The sequence below is a fragment of the Janthinobacterium sp. TND4EL3 genome, assembly GCF_900156175.1.
Classification (GTDB): domain Bacteria; phylum Pseudomonadota; class Gammaproteobacteria; order Burkholderiales; family Burkholderiaceae_D; genus Janthinobacterium.
Genome location: NZ_FTMV01000002.1, coordinates 441,032 through 459,449, shown reverse-complemented (window position 1 = coordinate 459,449; position 18,418 = coordinate 441,032). Strand labels below are relative to the sequence as shown.

Genomic DNA, 18,418 nt, shown 5'->3' with positions numbered 1-18,418 from the left:
CCGTAAGTCAGCCCCCCGCCAGCAGGCGCCCCACCTCGGCCAGCAATTCCTCTTCCTGAAACGGCTTGCCGAAATACGCATTCACGCCCAGTTCAAAGGCGTGCGTGCGGTGCTTGTCGGCGCTGCGCGAAGTGATCATGATGACTGGAATGGCGCGCGTCTTGCCGTCGCTGCGCACATTGCGCGTCAGGTCAAAGCCATCCATGCGCGGCATCTCCACGTCGACCAGCAGCAGCACCGGCATGGCCGCCGGCTCCAGCGCGTGCAGCTGCTCCAGCGCATCAACGCCGTCTTTGGCCAGCAGCACCTGGTAGCCTTCGCGCTCGAACAGGCGCTGCATCACGCGACGCACGGTCAAGGAATCGTCGACTACCATGACGCAGGCGCGCGGCATAGCCAGCCCGCTGTTGGCGGTCCGCTGCACGCTGCTGGCCAGCGCGTATTGCGACAGGAGTTCCGGATGGTGTTCGAGGTGCTGCGCCAGCGCCACAGGGTTCAGGATCAGCACGATGTCGCCTGTGCCCAGCACGGTGGCGCCGGCAATGCCCGGCATGCGTGCCAGTTGCGGCCCCACATGCTTGACCACCACCTCGCGGTTGCCCACCACATCATCGACCTGCAAGGCCAGCCTGTCGTTGCCATTTCTCAGCAGTAACACGGGCGCGTAACGCTGCACGGCCTGTGCCACCGGGGTCTCGCCCAGCATGGACGACAGGTGGTGCAGCGCCAGCACCTGTCCGTGCGACTCGATGCAACCGGCCGCCTGCACTTGCTCCAGCTGCTCGCCCTTCAGGTGCAGCACCTGCTCGACCAGCACCGATGGCAAGGCGTAGGTCTTGCCGTGCGCCGCCAGCAGCACCACTTGCGTGACAGCCAGGGTCAGCGGCAGGTGTATGGTGAAGCGCATGCCCAGACCCGCCTGCGTCAACGTTTCCACGCGTCCGCCCAGGGCCAGCGCTTCGGAACGCACGATATCCATGCCAACACCGCGTCCGGCCAGTTCCGTCAGGCTGTCGGCAGTGGAGAAGCCGGGCGAGAAAATCAGTTCTGTCGCCTGCGCGTCGGTTAGCGGCGCGTCCGTCGCCAGCAGGCCGGCGCCATGCGCCTTGGTCCGGATGCGCTCGAGGTCCAGCCCCGCGCCATCGTCGGAGAAGGCGATCGCCACCTCGTTGCCCTGCTGGCTGAGCTGCACCAGCAGCTCGCCTGTTTCGCTCTTGCCCACCGCCAGGCGCGCGTCGCGTGGCTCGACGCCGTGCACGATGGCGTTGCGCAGCAGGTGTTCGAAGGGCGCCGCCATGCGTTCGAGCACGCTGCGGTCGATTTCCACACTACCGCCGCGGATGTCGAGGTTGACCCTCTTGTCGACTTCCTTGGCGCTTTGCCGCGCCACGCGGAACAGGCGTTCGGCGATGCTGGAAAACGGCACCATGCGAATCTGCATCAGGTCGCGCTGCAGCTCGCGCGTCAGGCGCGCCTGCAGCACCAGGTCATCCGTCACCGCATCGATGCTATGGCTGAGGTTTTCGTGGAACGAGGCTACGTCATTGACGCTTTCGGCCATCATGCGCGTCAATTCCTGCAGGCGCGTAAAGCGGTCGAATTCGAGCGGATCGAAATCGCGCTCGCTGCCGACGGCCATGCGCGAGGCGATCTGCGATTCGGCCTGCATTTCCACTTCGCGCAGCTGGCGGCGCAGTCGCGCCAGATTGTCGGAAAACTCGGACAGCGAAGCTCCCAGCACGCCCACTTCATTTTCCATCTTCGAGCGCGTAATCGACACTTCTCCGGCCTGGTTCACCAGGCGGTCGAGGATATCGGCGCGCACGCGCACCAGGGCCGCCTTCGGTTCGGCCACCGGCGTGTCTTCCATGCCAGGCAAGGGCAACAACGGTTGCTGCAACTGTTCGAACAGGTGCAACGCATGGTCGTAATGGGCCAGCAATTCCTCGAAGGCTTGCGGTGTGGCGGTGCCGGCGTGCAGCATGTTTTCGATATGCGTCTCGATTTCATGCGCATGCTGGCCCAGGCGCATGGCGCCGGCCATGCGCGCGCTGCCCTTGACCGTATGCAGCGTGCGCAGCAGCATCTGCGCCTGGCCGCTGTCATGCGGATGCTGCTGCCAGCTACGCAGCGCTTCGCCGATCTGCGGCAACAAGTCAGCGCCTTCCTCGAGGAAGACGGACAGCAGATCGAGATCGAGTTCATCGCTGATGCCGGCGCTCGCCGCCAGCAGCGCGGCCGCATCTGCCGGCATGATGGCTGGCACCAGCACTTCGGGCACCGCGTGCTCCAATGGCGGCGCGTGCTCGAAGCCGGCGTCGAACAGGTCATCGCTGGCGCCAATGTGCAGTTCTGGCGCGCCTGGCGGCAAGGATGCCGCCGCATCGACGATGCTCGCATACGTTGCCGCGAACAAGCTATCGAGCTGCGAGACAGGAACTTCGGCGGGCGCTTCGGCGTCCGGCGCCGGCGTACCGACGATGCTGGCGTAGGCGGCGGCAAACAAGGTGTCCAGCTGCGCTTCCTTGCTCTCGCCAGGCGCTGCCGTCAAGGTGCGCCACAGGGTGTTGAGCGCTTCGATCATGTCCGGCTGCGCTGGCGCCAGGTCGCCCAGCGCGAAAGCCTGCAGCATCTGCCCGATGCGCTGCGTGGCCTGTTCCAGCACCTCGTGCTGCGCATCGCGCAAACCGGCCCACGGCGGCACCACGGATTCGATCGTCGTCTCCAGCGCCAGCGCCAGGTCGCGCAAGGACTGGAAGCCGACCGTGCCCGACGTTCCTGCCAGGGTATGCACGGCCTGCAGGGCCTCGGCACTGACGACCCGCTGTTCATGGCGCCACTCGCCAAAGTCGCGCGTCAGCACGCGCAACAATTCGTCCGTCTCGGCCAGGTAGATGTTGTACAAGGGCAGACTGATGCGCAGCTCACCCACGTGCTTCAGGTTGTCGTCGGGCGCCTCGTGCAGCAAAGGTGCAGTCGCGGCCGGAAAACCGATCACGTTGCCGTTGCCGTGCACCGGCACGGCCGCTTTCGCCACCGGCTCGGGCGCGACGGGACGCGGCTTGCGCAGCTCAAACGGTCCGCCTTCGCGCACGCGTTCGGCCGCCATCAGCAGCATGCCAGCCTCGCGTTCGCGCCCCGCTCCCCCTTCCAGTTCAGCCACCCATTCGCTGAGCTGGTACCAGCCGTAATTCAACAGGGTAAACAGATCGTCGCTTGCCGGGCGCGCCTCGGCCAGCCAGGTATTCATGACGCGCTCGACGGCGCCGGCCGCTTCGGCAAATTGCGCCAGGCCGATCATGCGGCTGCTGCCTTTCAAGGTGTGAAAGGAGCGGCGCAGCATGGCCAGCCGTTCGCCGCTGGCGGCCTGCTCACGCGGCAAGGCCAGGGTACTGTCGACAAAGGTCAGCACTTCGCGCGCTTCGGCGATGAAGATGTCGAGCATCTCCGCGTCGACCCCGGCTGTTGCTGGCGCCACCTCGCCGGCAGACGGCGCGACAGGGGGCAAGGCATGGTCCAGCAGCGGCACGGGTACCATACCGGCGGCGGCCACCTTTTCAAATGGCAGCGCGCGGAAGGTGCCGGCGGCCGCGTCAAAATGAAAGCGTCCCTTCGCCGCTTGCGCATTGCGGCCCAACATGTCGACAAAAAAACCCAGCGCGCTGACATTCTGCGCGATCTCGTCCAGCGCTTCGGCCGGTGCCTCGCTGGAGGACAGCTGCCGCACTGCCGCTTCGACCTGCAGTACGGCGGCGCTGGCATCGCCCTGGCCAAGCCCGGCCAGCTGCTCCTGCAAATGCTGCAGCACCAGTCCCGCGTCTTCAAGGGCGGCCTGCCGCTTTCCATCCACGTAATAGTCGTTAAGCAGTTTTTCGACCTGCCGCAGCCCTGCCTTCATATCCTCAGCCCGTGCGGCGACCGTCTGCCCCTGTTCGATCTGGCGCGACAGCTCGCCAGCGGTCGCAGGCGGCGCCTCGCCCGCCAGCAGCGCCTGCAAGCGCGCGGCGATGGTCTCCGCGTTGCCCGCGAAATCATCGGGCAGGCGGCGCACCTGCTCCAGACCCGTGTCGGCGAACAGCAGTGCGGTACCGATTTCCTGCTCCAGGGCGGCACTGCGGCCACTGGCCACGGCCTGCTGCGCCACGGCCGCGCACTGGCGCAGCAGAGTGGCCAGGGCCGGCAACTTCAGCACATCGCTCTGCACCGCCACCTGCTGCAAGGATTGCTCGAATACCGCAGCCAGCGATGGATCGAGGTCCGCCTGCGCCAATCTGCCCCAGCTGCTCCTCGCCTGCGCCAGCGCGGCGCGTGCGCCGTGCAGCGCTTCCTGGTCGACCTGGCCATAGCGCCGCTTCTCCACGTCGTCGGCCACCAGTCCATCGAGCGCGAAAGCGGCGCGCAACTGAAGCGCCGCCGGCGTCGGTTCGGCTGCCGCGGCGATAAAGAACAGCGCGTCACGCAGCATCGCCTCGGGCAGGCTCCCCGTGCCCTGCGCCAAGCGCCGCAATTGCAGGTTAATCAGGCCAAACAGCTGCTTGACGTACAGGCTGTGCGCACCTTGCCCGCTGGCCGCCAGTTCGGCGCACGCCTGCATGGCGAACCAGAAGGTGCGGGCCTGCGCTTCCCGCTGCGCATCGGCCACCAGGGTCAGGGTTTCGTGCAGGGCGGCGGCATGCAGGCGTTGCGCCTCAGCGTCTGCCGCTTTCAGAAAGGGCAGCAGAGATTTTTCAAAGCGGCCGCGCCAGGCCGGATAGTCCGCCGCAGGCGGCGCGTCGGACAGCGCGATAGCATGCCCTTCCAGCATGCCAGCAGGAGGAAAAAACAGGTCGGCAGGATGGATGCGCTCCACGCCAAGCATGGCCTGCACGGCGCGATAATAGGGAAACAAACGGGTGGGCTGTGGCGGCGTGCCGGCCACCAGGTCTTCCAGGTATTCGAGGAGGGCCTGATACAGCTCGGCGACAACCTGCGCATGGTCCACCGTGTATTCCAGGCTGCCGTCGCGAAAGCGCGCCAGCGCCTGTTCCGCACTGGCCGTCAACAGGCTGGCGCCGGCCACGTCAACCATCACCAGAGCGCCATGCGCCTGATGCAGGTGGGAGCGTGCATGCTGCAATGCCGTGGCGCGCTCCTCGCGCGCGCGGCCACCCGCCTCGTACAGGGCTGTTTTCGAGCGGCCCAGCGCTTCGCGGATCTCCACCATCACCCACGACAGGGGTTCGCTGTCGAACGGCTTGGACTGCTGCGGACTATCAGGTGTGCTCATGCATGCCTCGGTAAAGAAATCGTAGCGCAAAAATCGGTACGCACAACGCGCCGCGCCATCGCCAGGCGCGGCGTTCAGGCGGCGACGCGGAAGCGCGACACCGAGTTTTTCAGTTCCTGTGCCAGCATCGACAGCTTGTGGATCGACTGCGCCGTCTGCTGCGTGCCATCCTGGGTCTGCTCCGTCACGCTCAGGATATGCTGAATGCTCAGGGCCACGCCGCTGGCCGAGCCTGCCTGCGTGCCGGTGGCGAACGAAATGCCCTGGATCAGCTCGGCCAGGTGCTTCGACACCTGGCTGATGTCATTCAAGGCGGCGCCAGCCGCGTCGGACAGGCGCGCGCCCTCGACCACGCCCTGCGTCGATTTCTCCATCGCCCTTGTCGCATCCTGGGTGTCGGCCTGGATGGTGCGCACCAGGGCGCCGATCTGCTTGGCGGCGGCGGCCGAACGTTCGGCCAGGCGCTGCACCTCCTCGGCGACAACGGAAAAGCCGCGTCCCGCCTCGCCGGCCGATGCGGCCTGGATGGCGGCATTCAGCGCCAGCACGTTCGTCTGCTCGGTGATGTCGGAGATGAGTTCCGTGATTTCGCCGATTTCCTGCGACGACTCGCCCAGGCGCTTGATGCGCTTGGAGGTGTCCTGGATCTGCTCGCGGATTTCATGCATGCCCTTGATGGCGTTTTCCACCGCCGTCGATCCCTGCAGCGCGGCCGCCACCGACTGGCGCGCCACGTCGGCCGAGACGCTGGCCGATTTCGACACGTCGGTGATCGCATTGGCCATCTTTACCACGGTAGCGCTGGCATCGAGTATTTCGCGCGACTGCTGCTGCGAGGCGATCAGGAGCTTGCTGGAGATGCTCTGTGCCTGCGTCGATGCGCCGTTGACCTGCTCGGCCGTGGCCGTCACACGTCCCACCAGGCCGCGCAATTCCTCGACCGTGTAGTTGACGGAATCGGCGATGGCGCCTGTAATGTCTTCCGACACCGTCGCCTGCACCGTCAGATCGCCATCGGCCACTTTCTGCAGCTCGTTCATCAGGCGCAGGATGGCCGCTTGGTTCTGGTCGTTCTGCGCCTTGGCCTGTTCTTCCTTTTCCTGCGACAGCAGGCGTTGTATTTCCGCTTCCTGGCGCCGCCGCTCCGCATCGCGCGTGCGGTTGACTGAATCCTGCAGCAGCACGCGGCCGATGCCGGCTGCCGCGATCAGGGTCAGCACCACGCCGGCCACCATCAGCCAGAATTCCGCGCCCAGCGACTCCTGGTTGACGTGATACATCTGCTGCAACAGCGTCAGGCGCTGGCGCAGGTCTTCGTTCTCGTTGAAAATCAGCTGTTCCGCGCTTTTCGCCGAACTGAATTTATCCAGGCGGTCGAGGATGGACGACACCAGCTTCTGGTAGGCGTCAAAGCTGGCCTTCAGCGCCACCAGGCGCTCGCGCAGTTCGACGTCGCGCGTGGGCGCCAGCTGCAGCGAAACGCTGCCATTGAGCAGTCCCTCGACGGCAGCGCGGAAGTACGTCGTGTCGCGTCCCAGCGAAAACGCCGTTTCCGAGCTGATGCTGCCGGAGGCCAGAAACTCGCTGGCGCTGCGGCTCATGCGCTGCGTCAGCATCATCAAGCGGCCGATGACGGCCAGCTCGCGGCCACTGCCGCCCCGCTGTACCTTCAAGGCGGCGACTTCCTCCGTCTGCGCCAGCAACGCGGGCGACAAGGCATTCAATTGCTGCAAGGTCTTGTCGAATTCGCCCAATTCCGTCTTCAGGCGCAGGATGGTGCTGGCGGCGCGGTCACTGCTGGCCCACTTCTTGCGCGCGTCGGCCACCGCCGCCAGCAGGCCCGAACGCGATTCGCCGATGTCGCGCCCATGATATGTCCCGCCGCGCAGCATCAGGCGGAAATCCTGGTTCAGTTCATTGCGGCTTTCCTCGAGCTGGCGGAAGGCTTCCGGATTGCCTTGCACGGCATTCGGCGTGGCCTTGCCGATGCGCTGCGAGTGCATCAGCGCATCGCTGGCCAGCTGCGTCTGCGCCGAGGCGATATTGCCGCTGCGCGTGTTCAGACCCACGAACAGCAGGCTGGCGGCCAGGCTCAGGGCCATTACCGTCGACAGGATGCTCAATTGTTTTTGCAGCGGAAAATGGCCGATGAAGGGCAATTTCAAGTCGCTCGCCGGCGCGCTGGCCAGCGACTTGCGCCGTCCCAGCGCGTCGCGCAGGCGCAGCGGAAGATCGTCCGCCTGCACGGCGTCGGCCAGGCCATTGGCCGCTTCGGGCAGGCTGGCCGCCAGGATAGGGGAATGGGCACCCATCAGCGAGTGTCCTTGTACGTGGGTGCGCCGCCGAATCCGGCGTCCAGAAAACGTTCCGCCTGCACCAGCTGCGCCAGATCCAGGCGCAGCCAGTGCTGCCCTTCGCTGTCGCGCAATGCCTGCGCGGCCCATGGCAACGCATTTTGCAACGACATGGCTTGCATGCCGCGCTGCTGGCGCAAGCCCAGCACGCGCTCGACCAGCAGCGCGCAATTCATGCCCAGGCGCGGAGAGAAAGTGATGATGCGGCTGTCGCCGCCTGCCACGCAGGCGGGTTCACCCATGTAGCGGGCCAGGTCGATGACTGCCGTCAGGCGGCCGCGCATGGCCACCAGGCCCAGGTACCAGTCCTGCGCCAGCGGCACGCCCTGGATCTGCAAGCCGGCGGGGATGACGATTTCACCGAGCTGCGTCAGGTCGAGCAGGCAGCGCCGTCCACCAAGCATCACGCCCAGCTCCTTGCGGGCCGCCAGCGCGCCGCTGCGCGCGGCCTGCACGCGCTCGATCAATTGCAGCTGGTACTGGCGCAAGCGCCCCTGCCTGCCTGCCGTTTCAAGCGGCGGCAGGACGGCCACAGGCGGAAAGGCCGATGGGGGCACGCCGTTGCCAGGCATGGTCCGCATTACCTAGGTCAGCGCCGCGATCTTCGCCAGCAGGTCGGCTTCGACCACCGGCTTGACCAGGTAATCGCGCGCGCCCTGGCGCAAGCCCCAGATACGGTCGGTTTCCTGGCTCTTGCTGGAGCAGATAATCACCGGCACATCCTGCAGTTCGGGATCGCGCGCGATCGCGCGCGTGATCTGGAAGCCATTCGCACCTGGCATCACCACATCCATCAGGATCAGGTCGGGCCTGGCCTGCTTCAGTTGCGCCAGCGCGTCGGCACCGTCCTGCGCCGTCAACACGGCGTAACCGGCACGCACCAGCATCTCGCTCAGGTAATAACGTTCTGTCGGCGAGTCATCGACGATCAGAATTGTTTGTATGGCCATGTGTTTATTTACTTCCTTGCTGCGTTGTGTACATCATACTAAAAACGGCAGGCCAGGTGCTGCCGCACGGCCGCCAGCAGCGCCTCCGGCGCCAGCGGTTTGGCCAGACAGGCGCTGGCACCCGCCATGACGCCGCGCGCCCGGTCGAACAAGCCCTCCTTCGACGACAGCATCAGCACCGGCGTGGCGTGAAATGCGGCGCTGGCCTTGATCAGCGCGCACGTGCGGTAGCCATCGAGGCGCGGCATCACGATGTCGCACACGATCAGCGCCGGCCGGCAGTCGCCGATCTTGGCCAGCGCATCGAAACCGTTTTCCGCCACCACCACGCGAAACCCCGCCCCGCGCAGTACCTTTTCGGCCGCGCTGCGCACGGTGGCACTGTCATCGATCACCAGGATCGTGATGCCGGTGCAAGCGCCATCGGACGATGCCTCGGGCAGTAGCGAACTCGTCATTTGATTTTTCGGCAATCTTTCATACCATAGCATATGCTGCCGCTACTGAACTGTGCGGCCGGCACATGCCAATTGATCAGGATTAATTAAATATTAAATGGCCACCATCTCGAAATCATCCTTGCGCGCACCGCATTCCGGGCAGGTCCAGTTCATCGGCACATCGGCCCAACGCGTGCCGGGAGCGATGTCTTCGTCAGGCAGGCCGGCCGCTTCATCATAAACCCAGCCGCAAATAAGACACATCCACGTTTGGAATTGCTGCGTTGTTTCGTTGCTACTCACGTTCTGCCACCCTTCAATCAAGTAAAATGCTGAATTAGGTATCTTAATCTACCCGCCGTGCAAAACCAAACTTCTCCCCTCATATTAAGCTTCGGCGTGTCCGATCCGGTCGGTGCGATCGGCATCCAGGCCGACCTGGCCACGTTTTCAGCCTTCGGCTGCCATGGACTGTCAGTCACCACGGGCCTGTTGATCAGCGATACGGCGCGCGTGGAAGACGTGCAGGCGGTCGACCCCGACTGGGTCTCCGACCAGGCGCGCGTGCTGCTGGAAGACATGTCCGTGTCTGCCATCAAGATCGGCGCCCTGGGCAGCGTGGAAAACGTCACGGCCATCGCCGAAATCGTCTCCGACTATCCGAACGTGCCGCTGATTCTCGATCCCTTCATTTCGGCGCTGCCGGAACAGGGCATGGACGACGAGGACATCCTCACCGCCGTGCGCCAGCTGCTGATCCCGCAAACGACCCTGCTGGTGCTCTCGCCGGTGGAGCTGGAGCGCCTGGCCGAAACCTGGCGCGACGCCGACCCGGACGACACCCTGCAAAACGACGTCGACTACCTGGTGGCCCTGGGCTGCGAATACGTGCTCGTCACCGGCATGCCGGCCGATGCCAGCAAGTCAGGCAAGGGCGAAGGCAAGCTGCGCGCCAATACCCTGTTCGGCGAGGACGGCGTGGTGCGCCACGACGAATGGCAGCACCTGCCCGGCATCTTCAACGGCGCCGGCAGCACCCTGTCGGCGGCGGCCACCGCCCTGCTGGCCCTGGCCGACAATGAAGACGACGTGCCGCAGGTAGTCGTGGCGGCGCAGGAATTCACCGCCGGCGCGTTGGCCCATGCGCAGCGCCACGGCATGGGCAAGCTGGTGCCGAACCGGCTGTTCCGGCAGCAGCGCCAGCACGGCGCCCAATAAGCACAGACGACACAGACAACGATCCACTTTCAAGGCACGATTATCATGACGACGACTTCCCAGAACGACATCCTGTTTACCCGCGCGCAAAAAACCACGCCAGGCGGCGTCAATTCGCCCGTGCGCGCCTTCCGCTCCGTCGGCGGCACGCCGCGCTTCATCACGCGCGCCGAAGGCCCGTACTTCTGGGACGCGGACGGCAAGCGCTATATCGACTATATCGGCTCGTGGGGCCCGGCCATCGTCGGCCACGCCCATCCTGAAGTCGTGAAAGCGGTGCAGGATGCGGCCGCGCTCGGCCTGTCGTTCGGCGCGCCGACGGAAGGCGAAGTGCTGATGGCCGAGGAAATCACGCGTCTGGTGCCGTCGATCGAGCAGGTGCGCCTGGTGTCGTCGGGCACGGAAGCGACCATGAGCGCCCTGCGCCTGGCGCGCGGCGCCACGGGACGCGACAAGATCGTCAAGTTCGAAGGCTGCTACCACGGCCACGCCGATTCGCTGCTGGTCAAGGCGGGCAGCGGCCTGCTCACCTTCGGCAATCCGACGTCGGCCGGCGTACCGGAAGATTTTGTGAAGCACACCCTGGTGCTCGACTATAACAACGTGGAACAGCTGAAGGACGCCTTCGACAGCTTCGGCGCGGAGATCGCCTGCGTCATCGTCGAGCCCGTGGCCGGCAACATGAACCTGGTCAAAGCCACGCCCGCATTCCTGCAGGCGATGCGCGAACTGTGCACGCAGCACGGCGCCCTGCTCATTTTCGATGAAGTCATGTGCGGCTTGCGCGTGGCCCTGGGCGGCGCGCAGGCGCTGTACGGCATCAAGCCCGACCTCACCGCCCTGGGCAAGGTGATCGGCGGCGGCATGCCGGTGGCGGCCTTCGGCGGCAGCGCGGCGCTGATGCACAACATGGCGCCGCTGGGCGCCGTCTACCAGGCCGGCACCCTGTCGGGCAACCCGGTCGCCGTGGCGGCCGGCATGGCCACCTTGAAACTGATCCAGCAGCCCGGCTTCTACGAGCAGCTGGGCGCCACGGCCAGGCGCCTGGCCGAAGGCCTGACCGACGCTGCCAAGGAGGCAGGCGTGGTCTTCTGCGCCGACTACATCGGCGGCATGTTCGGCATCTATTTCAGTGCCACGCCGCCGACCAGCTACGCGGAAATGATGGCGGGCGACCGCAGCAAGTTCAACACCTTCTTCCACGCCATGCTGGACGAAGGCGTGTACTTCGCGCCCGCCGCCTTCGAGGCGGGCTTCGTCTCGGCGCAGCACGACGATGCCGTCATCGACGCCACCATCGCCGCTGCGCGCAAGGTGTTTGCCAAATTGGCATAAGCACTGTCAGACGGTCGCGGCATCCATCACTGCGGCCACCAGCGCCGGCAGCTTGCCCATGTCGTTGAACACGACATGGGCGCCGGCCGCCTTCAGGCGCGCTTCCTGGCCGGGGGCGATATGCCCGCCGCCGATGAAACCCAATACCGTCATGCCCGCCGCCACGGCGGCCGTCACGCCCGTGACGCTGTCTTCCAGCACCAGGCACTGGCCAGGCGGCACGCCAAAAGCGGCAGCCGCCGCCAGGTAGACGCCCGGATGCGGCTTGGCGTGGCCGACCAGGTCCGGCGTGAAGACGCGGCTCTGGAACAGGGGCGCCATGCCAGTGCGCTCGAGCGCCGACAGCACGCGCGCGCTGACACTGTTCGAGGCCACCGCCTTGGGCAGGGGAATGGCGGCCAGCGCCTGCGCCACGCCCGGCACTGCGCGCAGCTGCGCATCGCAGGCCGCATCAACGGCGTTGCCGATCGCCATGATCTCGTCGGCCGGCAATTGCGGCAAACCCAGCTCCCTGTAAATATCCTGCATCAGCGGCACCAGGCGCTGGCCCAGGCGCGGCTCGATCAAGCCTTGCACCGTGATACCTTCGGGCAACTTGGACAGGCGCGGCGCCAGCAATTCCAGCAGCGCCTGCAGGGCCACGGCCTCGCTGTCGACCAGCACGCCATCGCAGTCGCTGATCAGGTGGGTAAAGCGCAGTGGGGCGGTAGCAGTATCAGGCATGAAATCTCCAGAAGTACAACGTTGGCGGGAAATGCGGCGGCCAGCCGGCAGGCCGGTAACGCAACGATCATAGGTGGAACAGGCGGACGCTGCTACGCAAAAACGTATCGATGGCGATACTTTTCTGCACAAGACAGCCAGCGGGGCAAAGAACGGCTCAGCGCAGAAAAAACAGATACCAATTCAATACCACGCAATACCAATGATTATCGCTGATTTTTGAAATTGCTGCGTTCGCCTTGAAATCCGGGAACTCCGGTGGCGGTGCCGGAACGCGGACGCGTCCCGGCGCCAAGGCCTTATTTCAGCCAGCCACGGTGGCGGAAGTACAGGAAGGGTGCGATGGCGCTGGTGATCATCAAGCCCCAGGCCCAGGGATAACCGAACGACCATTCCAGTTCCGGCATCAGCTTGAAGTTCATGCCGTACACGCTGGCGATCAGGGTGGGCGGCAAGAAAGCGACGCTGGCCACCGAGAAGATCTTGATGATCTTGTTCTGGTTGATGTTGATGAAGCCGACGGTGGCGTCCATCAGGAAGTTAATCTTATCAAACAGGAAAGATGTATGGCCATCCAGCGATTCGATGTCGCGCAGAATCTGGCGCGCTTCCTCGAACTGCTCGGAATTGAGCAATCGGCCGCGCATCAGAAAACTCACGGCGCGGCGCGTATCCATCATGTTGCGGCGGATACGGCCATTCAAATCTTCCTCGTGGGCAATGGCATTCAGCGCCTCGGCCGCGTGCGCATCGGTAAATTCCTTTTGCAGCACGCGCGTGCTGACCTCTTCCAGGTTCTGATAGATGCCTTCGAGCACGTCGGCCGAATATTCGGCATCGGTGGCGTACAGATCCAGCAGCACGTCCATGTAGTCGGCAATCGATCCAGGCCGTGAGCGGGCGCGCATGCGCACCAGGCGGAACACGGGCAGGTCGTCCGTATGCATGGAAAACAAAATCTTGCGGGCCAGGATGAACGCCACGGTGATGACGCGCGACGGACCGTCGTCTTCTTCGCGCAAGAAGTCCGTGCGCAGATGCAAGTCGCCGTTTTCCGCTTCGTAGTAGCGCGCCGACGCTTCGATATCCTTGACTTCGTCTTCGCCCGGCAGGGTCACGTTGTAGATGGCCTTGACCCAGGCCCGTTCGTCATCGGTGGGGTCGGTCAGGTCGACCCAGACCGGTTCGGCGTTTTCGAGGTCTGCGCGGCTGTCGATCGGCACCTGGTTGAGCCGGCCATTCTGTAATACAAAAACATTGATCATGCGCGCTCTCAGCCGGATGTTAGGTTATCGTGATGTGCTGGCGCTGGCGCCAAAAATGAAAACAGCGCAAGTGTACCCGCAAAGCCCTTTTCACGACCACCCCTCGCCGCCGCTTTTTCACGGAAATTGTGTGTCGCTGCAGCAAAGGCATCGATTAAGATGCCGCATTGCAATAGTGCAAATACGACATGTTTAATCTTATGCAAAGCAACGCGGGCTGGCGTCAAGGCAGTTCGGCCGCTCCCATGCGGCGCAGGATGACACTGGTGCGCCGGTTCAGGTAACCCGTGTCGCGGTGACGGTCGTAAAAGCGGGGATTCGGCAGCATCACGGCCAGTTTCGCCGCCTGCGCCGCGTTCAGGCTGGCCGCGCTGACGTGGTAATAATGGCGGGCAGCCGCCTCGGCGCCGAAGATGCCCGTGCCAAATTCCACCACGTTCAGGTAAATCTCGAAAATACGCTGCTTCTCCATCAGGCTTTCCAGCATGTAGGTGATGATCAGTTCCTGGCCCTTGCGCACATAGCTGCGCGAGCCGGACAGGAACAGATTCTTCGCCAGTTGCTGGGTGATGGTGGACCCGCCGGCCACGACCTTCTGCTTCTTGCTGTTTTTCTCATATGCCTTTTGCAAGGCTTCCCAGTCCACGCCTTCGTGCTCGGAAAAATTCGCGTCTTCCGAGGCGATGATGGCCCGCTTTAAATTGTTCGAGATGCGGTTGTACGGCACCCACGTTTGCTGGATCGTGGCATTCGGATTCTTGTCCTGCAAGACAGACAACTGCTCGCGCATGAAGGCCGTGCTGGAAGGGTTGTGGTCGACCCACCACCAGATTTGCAGGAAGAAATACAGTTGCACGACGATAAACGCCAGCACGGGCACGATGAACAGCCACTTGATCCAGCCGTAGCGGCCGCCGCTCTTGCGCGCGCCCTTCTTGCCGGCGCTCACAGGCTGCCCCGCAATTGCGCCAGCAAGTCCTGCGTCTGTGGCCGCACGCCGCGCCACACGTAAAACGCTTCGGCCGCCTGCTCCACCAGCATGCCCAGGCCATCGCGCACCTGCGCGCCATGCTGGGCGGCAAAGTCCATGAAGACAGTGGGCTGGGCGCCATACATCATGTCCAGCGCCAGGGTGTGGCTGCCGAAGATACCGGGCGGCACGGGCGGCAAGTCGCCCGCCAGGCTGGCCGAGGTGGCATTGATGACGATATCGAAGACGCCTTCGGGCTGCGTGAAGCCGCCGGCACGCAGCTGGCCGGGGTGCGCCAGCGCGTCGGCAAACTGCGCCACCAGCGCCTCGGCCGTGGTCACGGTACGGTTGGCAATGACGATTTCCTGCGGCCCCTGTTCCAGCAAGGGCAGGATCACGCCGCGCGCAGCGCCCCCCGCGCCCAGCAGCAGGACGCGCTTGCCGGCAATGCACACGCCCGCGTTGCGCACGATGTCCGCCACCAGGCCCGCGCCATCGGTATTGTCGCCAAGAATGGTGTCTCCATCGAAACGCAGGGTATTGACGGCGCCGGCGGCCCTGGCCCGCGGCGTCAGCGCGGTGGCCAGCGCGCACGCGTCGAGCTTGAAGGGCACCGTCACGTTCGCGCCCTTGCCGCCTTCGGCCGCAAAGCTGCGGGCAGCCAGCGCAAAGCCATCGAGCGGCGCCAGCCGACGCTCGTAGACCAACGCTTGTCCTGTCTGCAGGGCAAACGCGGCGTGGATCAGGGGCGACTTGCTATGGGCGATGGGATTGCCGAAGACACAATATTGATCACGATTAATATCTTGCTTGCTCAATTGCTGCCGCCAGTCAGGTTAGCTTCCATTTTTTCTTCGCGGGTAAATTTGAAACGGGTGATGACGACCCACAGGTCATCTTTATCACTCGACAACATATTCGGTGGAAAGCGGCCAAACGGCGCCGAACGGCGCACGATGGCCAGGGCCGCCGCGTCCAGCGCGGGATTGCCCGAGCTTTTCTCCACGCGGGCGCCGCCCTCCTTCTGGTAAATCGTGCCGTCCTGGAAGATGGGGATGTAGACGACCAGTTCGCCATACATCTTGCGGCCATTCTTTTGCGGGAAATTCAGCGTGCCGATTTCCTCGATGCGCTTTTGCAGGGTCTTGTAATACATGGCATAGCCGACTTCCTGCGTGCTGGGCGTAATGAAGGTCTTGCGCGGACGTTTATTCTGGTCTTCCACGGTCTGGCTGATCTCGGCCGCCATGCGCGCGATGGCTTTGCTGCTTTCCATCAAGTCCGAACCGGAAGCGAGCGGGTTCGGTTTGTCCTTTTCCGTGACGGGCGCGGCGCTGTAAGGCGTCGCCTTGGCCGCCTGCGTCAGCAATTCCTGCTGCTTCTGCTCCAGTTCGGCGATGCGCCGGGCGCTGGCCTTGACGCTCTCGCCCTCTTCCACCTTGCGCATGTCGGGCAGGGGCGATTTGGCGCGGCCCTTGTCGGCCTGGCCACCGCCGTCGAGGTTGGCTTGCGCGAGCGCGTCGGCCTTCAGGGGCTTGTCCGCATGCTTGGCATTGACGAGGATCACTTCCAGGCCGGGATCCGTGGCCACGGCCCGCTGCGGAGCCGGGGCGACAAAATGCATCGCCAGCAAGGCGCCGTGCGCCAGCAGCGATACCGCCACGGCGATCATCAGGAAACGATTCTCTTGGAAAGACTTCACGCGCAACCCAGTTCGCAACAAGCACAAGATACAAGACTGCTGAATTCTACGTCAAAGGACGGCGCTGGAAACAGTTTTGCTCCCGTTTTTCGCGCCGCCCCGCGGCCTTACTTGACCTCGGGTTCGCTGACCACGTCTTCGCTGGCCAGTTCCGCCACTTCCGCGTCCGCATCACTGACCTGGTTGGCCGCCTCCGGCGAGGCGTCCGGCGCCACTTCTCCCTCGTCGGCGCCGTCGTCGCCCGCGTCTTCCTCGTAATCGAGCTCGGCATCGGCCGCCACCTCGGGCACGGCGGCGATTTCCAGCAGGCGCGCTTCGATGCTCAGGTCGACTTCATCCCAGCGCAGCAAGTCCAGTTTCACCTGGGCGCCGCGCGCCACGGAAGGCATGCCCGGCAGCTTGATGACCAGCGGAATGTCGACCAGGCGCAAGATCTCGTCTTTCAGCACGACGGCATCGACCTGGCGCGCGTTTTCCTGGTGCAGCCAGCGCAAGCACCAGTAGCGTTCCATGTTCGACTGGAAATCGCCATACGCGGCATACGCGGCGTCGAAGGCCGAGACGATGGCGAACAGGTTGGCGTCGCGCGGCTTGAACGGGGCCACCAGGGGCGCCGTCACGCCATGCTCGGCGCAGGCGATGATTTGCCACTGGTTCACCAGGTCCGTGTAGCGGCGCAGGGGCGAAGTGCTCCACGCGTACTGATCCACGCCCAGGCCCTGGTGCGGCGCCGCATGGGTGACCATGCGCACCTGCATCTTTGCCGCCCAGCTATTGCCGCTGCCGCCGCCCTGGCTGCGGTAGATGCCGGGCACGCCATGGTCGTGCAGCATCTTGCCCCAGGTACTGTTGGCAAAGATCATCAATTCGGCGACGATCTTATCCAGCGGCGCGCCACGCTTGCGGCGCGCCACGGTGACGATGTCATTTTCCACATAAAAGTTGAAATCGACGCGGTTATTCTGTTCCGGCTTCAAGCCAAACGCTTCGCGCTTCTTCATGCGCCCCTGTTCCAGCTGCTGCGCCCATTGCCACAGCACGGCGAAGTCGGCCTTGTGCGGGTACTCTCCCTCGCCGCTGGCCAGGGTTTCCTCGTTGACCACGTCGTCGAGCTGGTTGTGGCGCAAGTTGCTGGCGATCGGCACCAGCTCGGCGCGCGTCTGCGTGCTGACCACGGCCCAGTCCGCTTTGGGGTCCAGGGTGGCGTACAGCGACAGGGCCGGGCAGGTCGTGCCTTCCGCCAGGGTAAACGCGTTGACGATTTCGTCCGGCAGCATGGTGATCTTGTCGCCCGGCATGTAAACGGTGGACATGCGCTGGCGCGCCATCTTGTCGATCACATCTTCCGGGCGGATACCCAGGCCCGGCGCAGCGATGTGAATACCCACTTTCACAGTACCGTCCGGCAGTGGCTGCACGGAGAAGGCATCGTCGATCTCGGTGGTGGTCACGTCGTCGATCGAGAAGGCGGCCACGTCGGCCAGCGGCAGCTTGGCCGTGACGGACGGCACGGGCACGTTGGGGAAACCGGCGCCCTTGGGGAAGTTCTCGAAGAGGAACTTCGACAAGTGCAAATCCTTCGGCGAAGCAATACCGCCGACGGCCAGCATCAGGCGTGCCGGGGTCGTGTGTAATTCCGTGCACGCCGCGTCCAGCGCCTTGTATTCAATCGTGTTCTTGTCCGGCTTGAACAGCAGTTGCAGCACCATGGGCTGCATCGAGGCGGGCAAACGGTTCTGTTTCAGCTCTTCCACATAGCCTGCCTGCACCAGCGCCTGCTGCTTTTTCTTCTCGATGCCGGCCAGGGCCGCCTTCAGCGACGCTTCCGGCGCCGCCTTGTAGCGGCCTCGGCCCTTCTTGTAGAAATACACGGGCGCCGAATGCAGGGCCAGGATCAGCCCGGCCGCTTCCGGCGGCAGCGGCGTATGGCCGAAATACTCGGCGCCCAGCTCGGCAAAGCCGAACTCGTCTTCGCCCGCCACTTCCCACAGGAAATCAAGGTCGATCTCGGCGGCGATGCTCTTGGCTTGTTCCAGCAGCTCGGCCGGGGCCGGCTTTTCATATTGCAGCAATACATCCTTGGTCTTGACCTTGGTGCGTTTGCCGCTGGCCATCTCGACCTGGTAAGCTTCACCCGCTTGCGACAGGACCGTGCCGACCTTGAAATCGCCGGATTCTTCAAAAAATAGATTCAT

At 64.3% G+C, this 18,418-nt stretch carries 15 protein-coding genes; 2 read left to right on the top strand and 13 right to left on the bottom strand.

What is annotated here, in order from left to right; all coding sequences use genetic code 11:
- Positions 1-7: 7 nt before the first annotated feature.
- The 6 genes from BXA07_RS05700 to BXA07_RS05675 all read right to left on the bottom strand — a co-directional run bounded on the left by BXA07_RS05700 (position 8) and on the right by BXA07_RS05675 (position 9,274).
- On the bottom strand, positions 8-5,266 hold the full coding sequence (locus BXA07_RS05700) for a hybrid sensor histidine kinase/response regulator (RefSeq protein WP_076566542.1): 5,259 nt from the start codon (positions 5,264-5,266) through the stop codon (positions 8-10).
- A 74-nt stretch (positions 5,267-5,340) separates the two neighbouring features.
- Entirely contained in the window at positions 5,341-7,578 is a 2,238-nt protein-coding gene (locus BXA07_RS05695) for a methyl-accepting chemotaxis protein (protein ID WP_076566384.1), read from the bottom strand.
- The gene (locus BXA07_RS05690; RefSeq protein WP_348532952.1) at positions 7,578-8,192 is read right to left on the bottom strand and encodes a chemotaxis protein CheW; all 615 of its coding nucleotides are present in this window, start codon (positions 8,190-8,192) and stop codon (positions 7,578-7,580) included. Before BXA07_RS05690 ends, BXA07_RS05695 begins: the two co-directional genes overlap by 1 nt.
- A 12-nt stretch (positions 8,193-8,204) precedes the next feature.
- Positions 8,205-8,570 (bottom strand): response regulator, encoded by a 366-nt coding sequence (locus BXA07_RS05685; RefSeq protein WP_076566382.1) that lies wholly within the window; start codon positions 8,568-8,570, stop codon positions 8,205-8,207.
- 38 nt (positions 8,571-8,608) lie between these two features.
- Positions 8,609-9,028 carry a response regulator gene (locus BXA07_RS05680; RefSeq protein WP_076566380.1) on the bottom strand — a complete coding sequence of 140 codons (420 nt, stop codon included), beginning with the start codon at positions 9,026-9,028 and terminating at the stop codon, positions 8,609-8,611.
- 93 nt (positions 9,029-9,121) lie between these two features.
- A complete protein-coding gene (locus tag BXA07_RS05675) occupies positions 9,122-9,274 on the bottom strand; it encodes a rubredoxin (RefSeq protein ID WP_038488910.1) in 153 nt (50 codons plus the stop codon).
- A 96-nt stretch (positions 9,275-9,370) separates the two neighbouring features.
- On the opposite strand from BXA07_RS05675, the gene BXA07_RS05670 reads away from it, so the two are divergent.
- Together BXA07_RS05670 and hemL are read left to right on the top strand one after the other, a co-directional pair.
- The gene (locus tag BXA07_RS05670; RefSeq protein WP_076566378.1) at positions 9,371-10,228 is read left to right on the top strand and encodes a bifunctional hydroxymethylpyrimidine kinase/phosphomethylpyrimidine kinase; all 858 of its coding nucleotides are present in this window, start codon (positions 9,371-9,373) and stop codon (positions 10,226-10,228) included.
- Between the two features lie 45 nt (positions 10,229-10,273).
- Entirely contained in the window at positions 10,274-11,563 is a 1,290-nt protein-coding gene (gene hemL, locus BXA07_RS05665; RefSeq protein ID WP_076566376.1) for a glutamate-1-semialdehyde 2,1-aminomutase, read from the top strand.
- A 6-nt stretch (positions 11,564-11,569) separates the two neighbouring features.
- Here the strand turns inward: hemL and BXA07_RS05660 are convergent, their stop codons facing one another.
- The 7 genes from BXA07_RS05660 to BXA07_RS05635 all read right to left on the bottom strand — a co-directional run bounded on the left by BXA07_RS05660 (position 11,570) and on the right by BXA07_RS05635 (position 18,418).
- Positions 11,570-12,286: an HAD-IA family hydrolase gene (locus tag BXA07_RS05660; protein WP_076566374.1), complete on the bottom strand. Its 717-nt coding sequence runs from the start codon at positions 12,284-12,286 to the stop codon at positions 11,570-11,572.
- 299 nt (positions 12,287-12,585) lie between these two features.
- On the bottom strand, positions 12,586-13,551 hold the full coding sequence (gene corA, locus BXA07_RS05655; protein ID WP_034746658.1) for a magnesium/cobalt transporter CorA: 966 nt from the start codon (positions 13,549-13,551) through the stop codon (positions 12,586-12,588).
- A gap of 8 nt (positions 13,552-13,559) precedes the next feature.
- Positions 13,560-13,778, bottom strand: a complete 219-nt coding sequence (locus tag BXA07_RS29980; protein ID WP_139335440.1) for a hypothetical protein — start codon at positions 13,776-13,778, stop codon at positions 13,560-13,562.
- Positions 13,775-14,500: a monofunctional biosynthetic peptidoglycan transglycosylase gene (mtgA, locus tag BXA07_RS05650; protein ID WP_076566372.1), complete on the bottom strand. Its 726-nt coding sequence runs from the start codon at positions 14,498-14,500 to the stop codon at positions 13,775-13,777. Before mtgA ends, BXA07_RS29980 begins: the two co-directional genes overlap by 4 nt.
- A complete protein-coding gene (gene aroE / locus BXA07_RS05645) occupies positions 14,497-15,339 on the bottom strand; it encodes a shikimate dehydrogenase (protein ID WP_076566370.1) in 843 nt (280 codons plus the stop codon). The genes mtgA and aroE overlap by 4 nt, the downstream gene beginning before the upstream one ends.
- Entirely contained in the window at positions 15,336-16,193 is an 858-nt protein-coding gene (locus BXA07_RS05640) for an energy transducer TonB family protein (RefSeq protein ID WP_076566538.1), read from the bottom strand. The genes aroE and BXA07_RS05640 overlap by 4 nt, the downstream gene beginning before the upstream one ends.
- A gap of 137 nt (positions 16,194-16,330) precedes the next feature.
- Positions 16,331-18,418, bottom strand: coding sequence for a ribonuclease catalytic domain-containing protein (locus BXA07_RS05635; protein ID WP_076566368.1), 2,088 nt, complete (start codon positions 18,416-18,418; stop codon positions 16,331-16,333).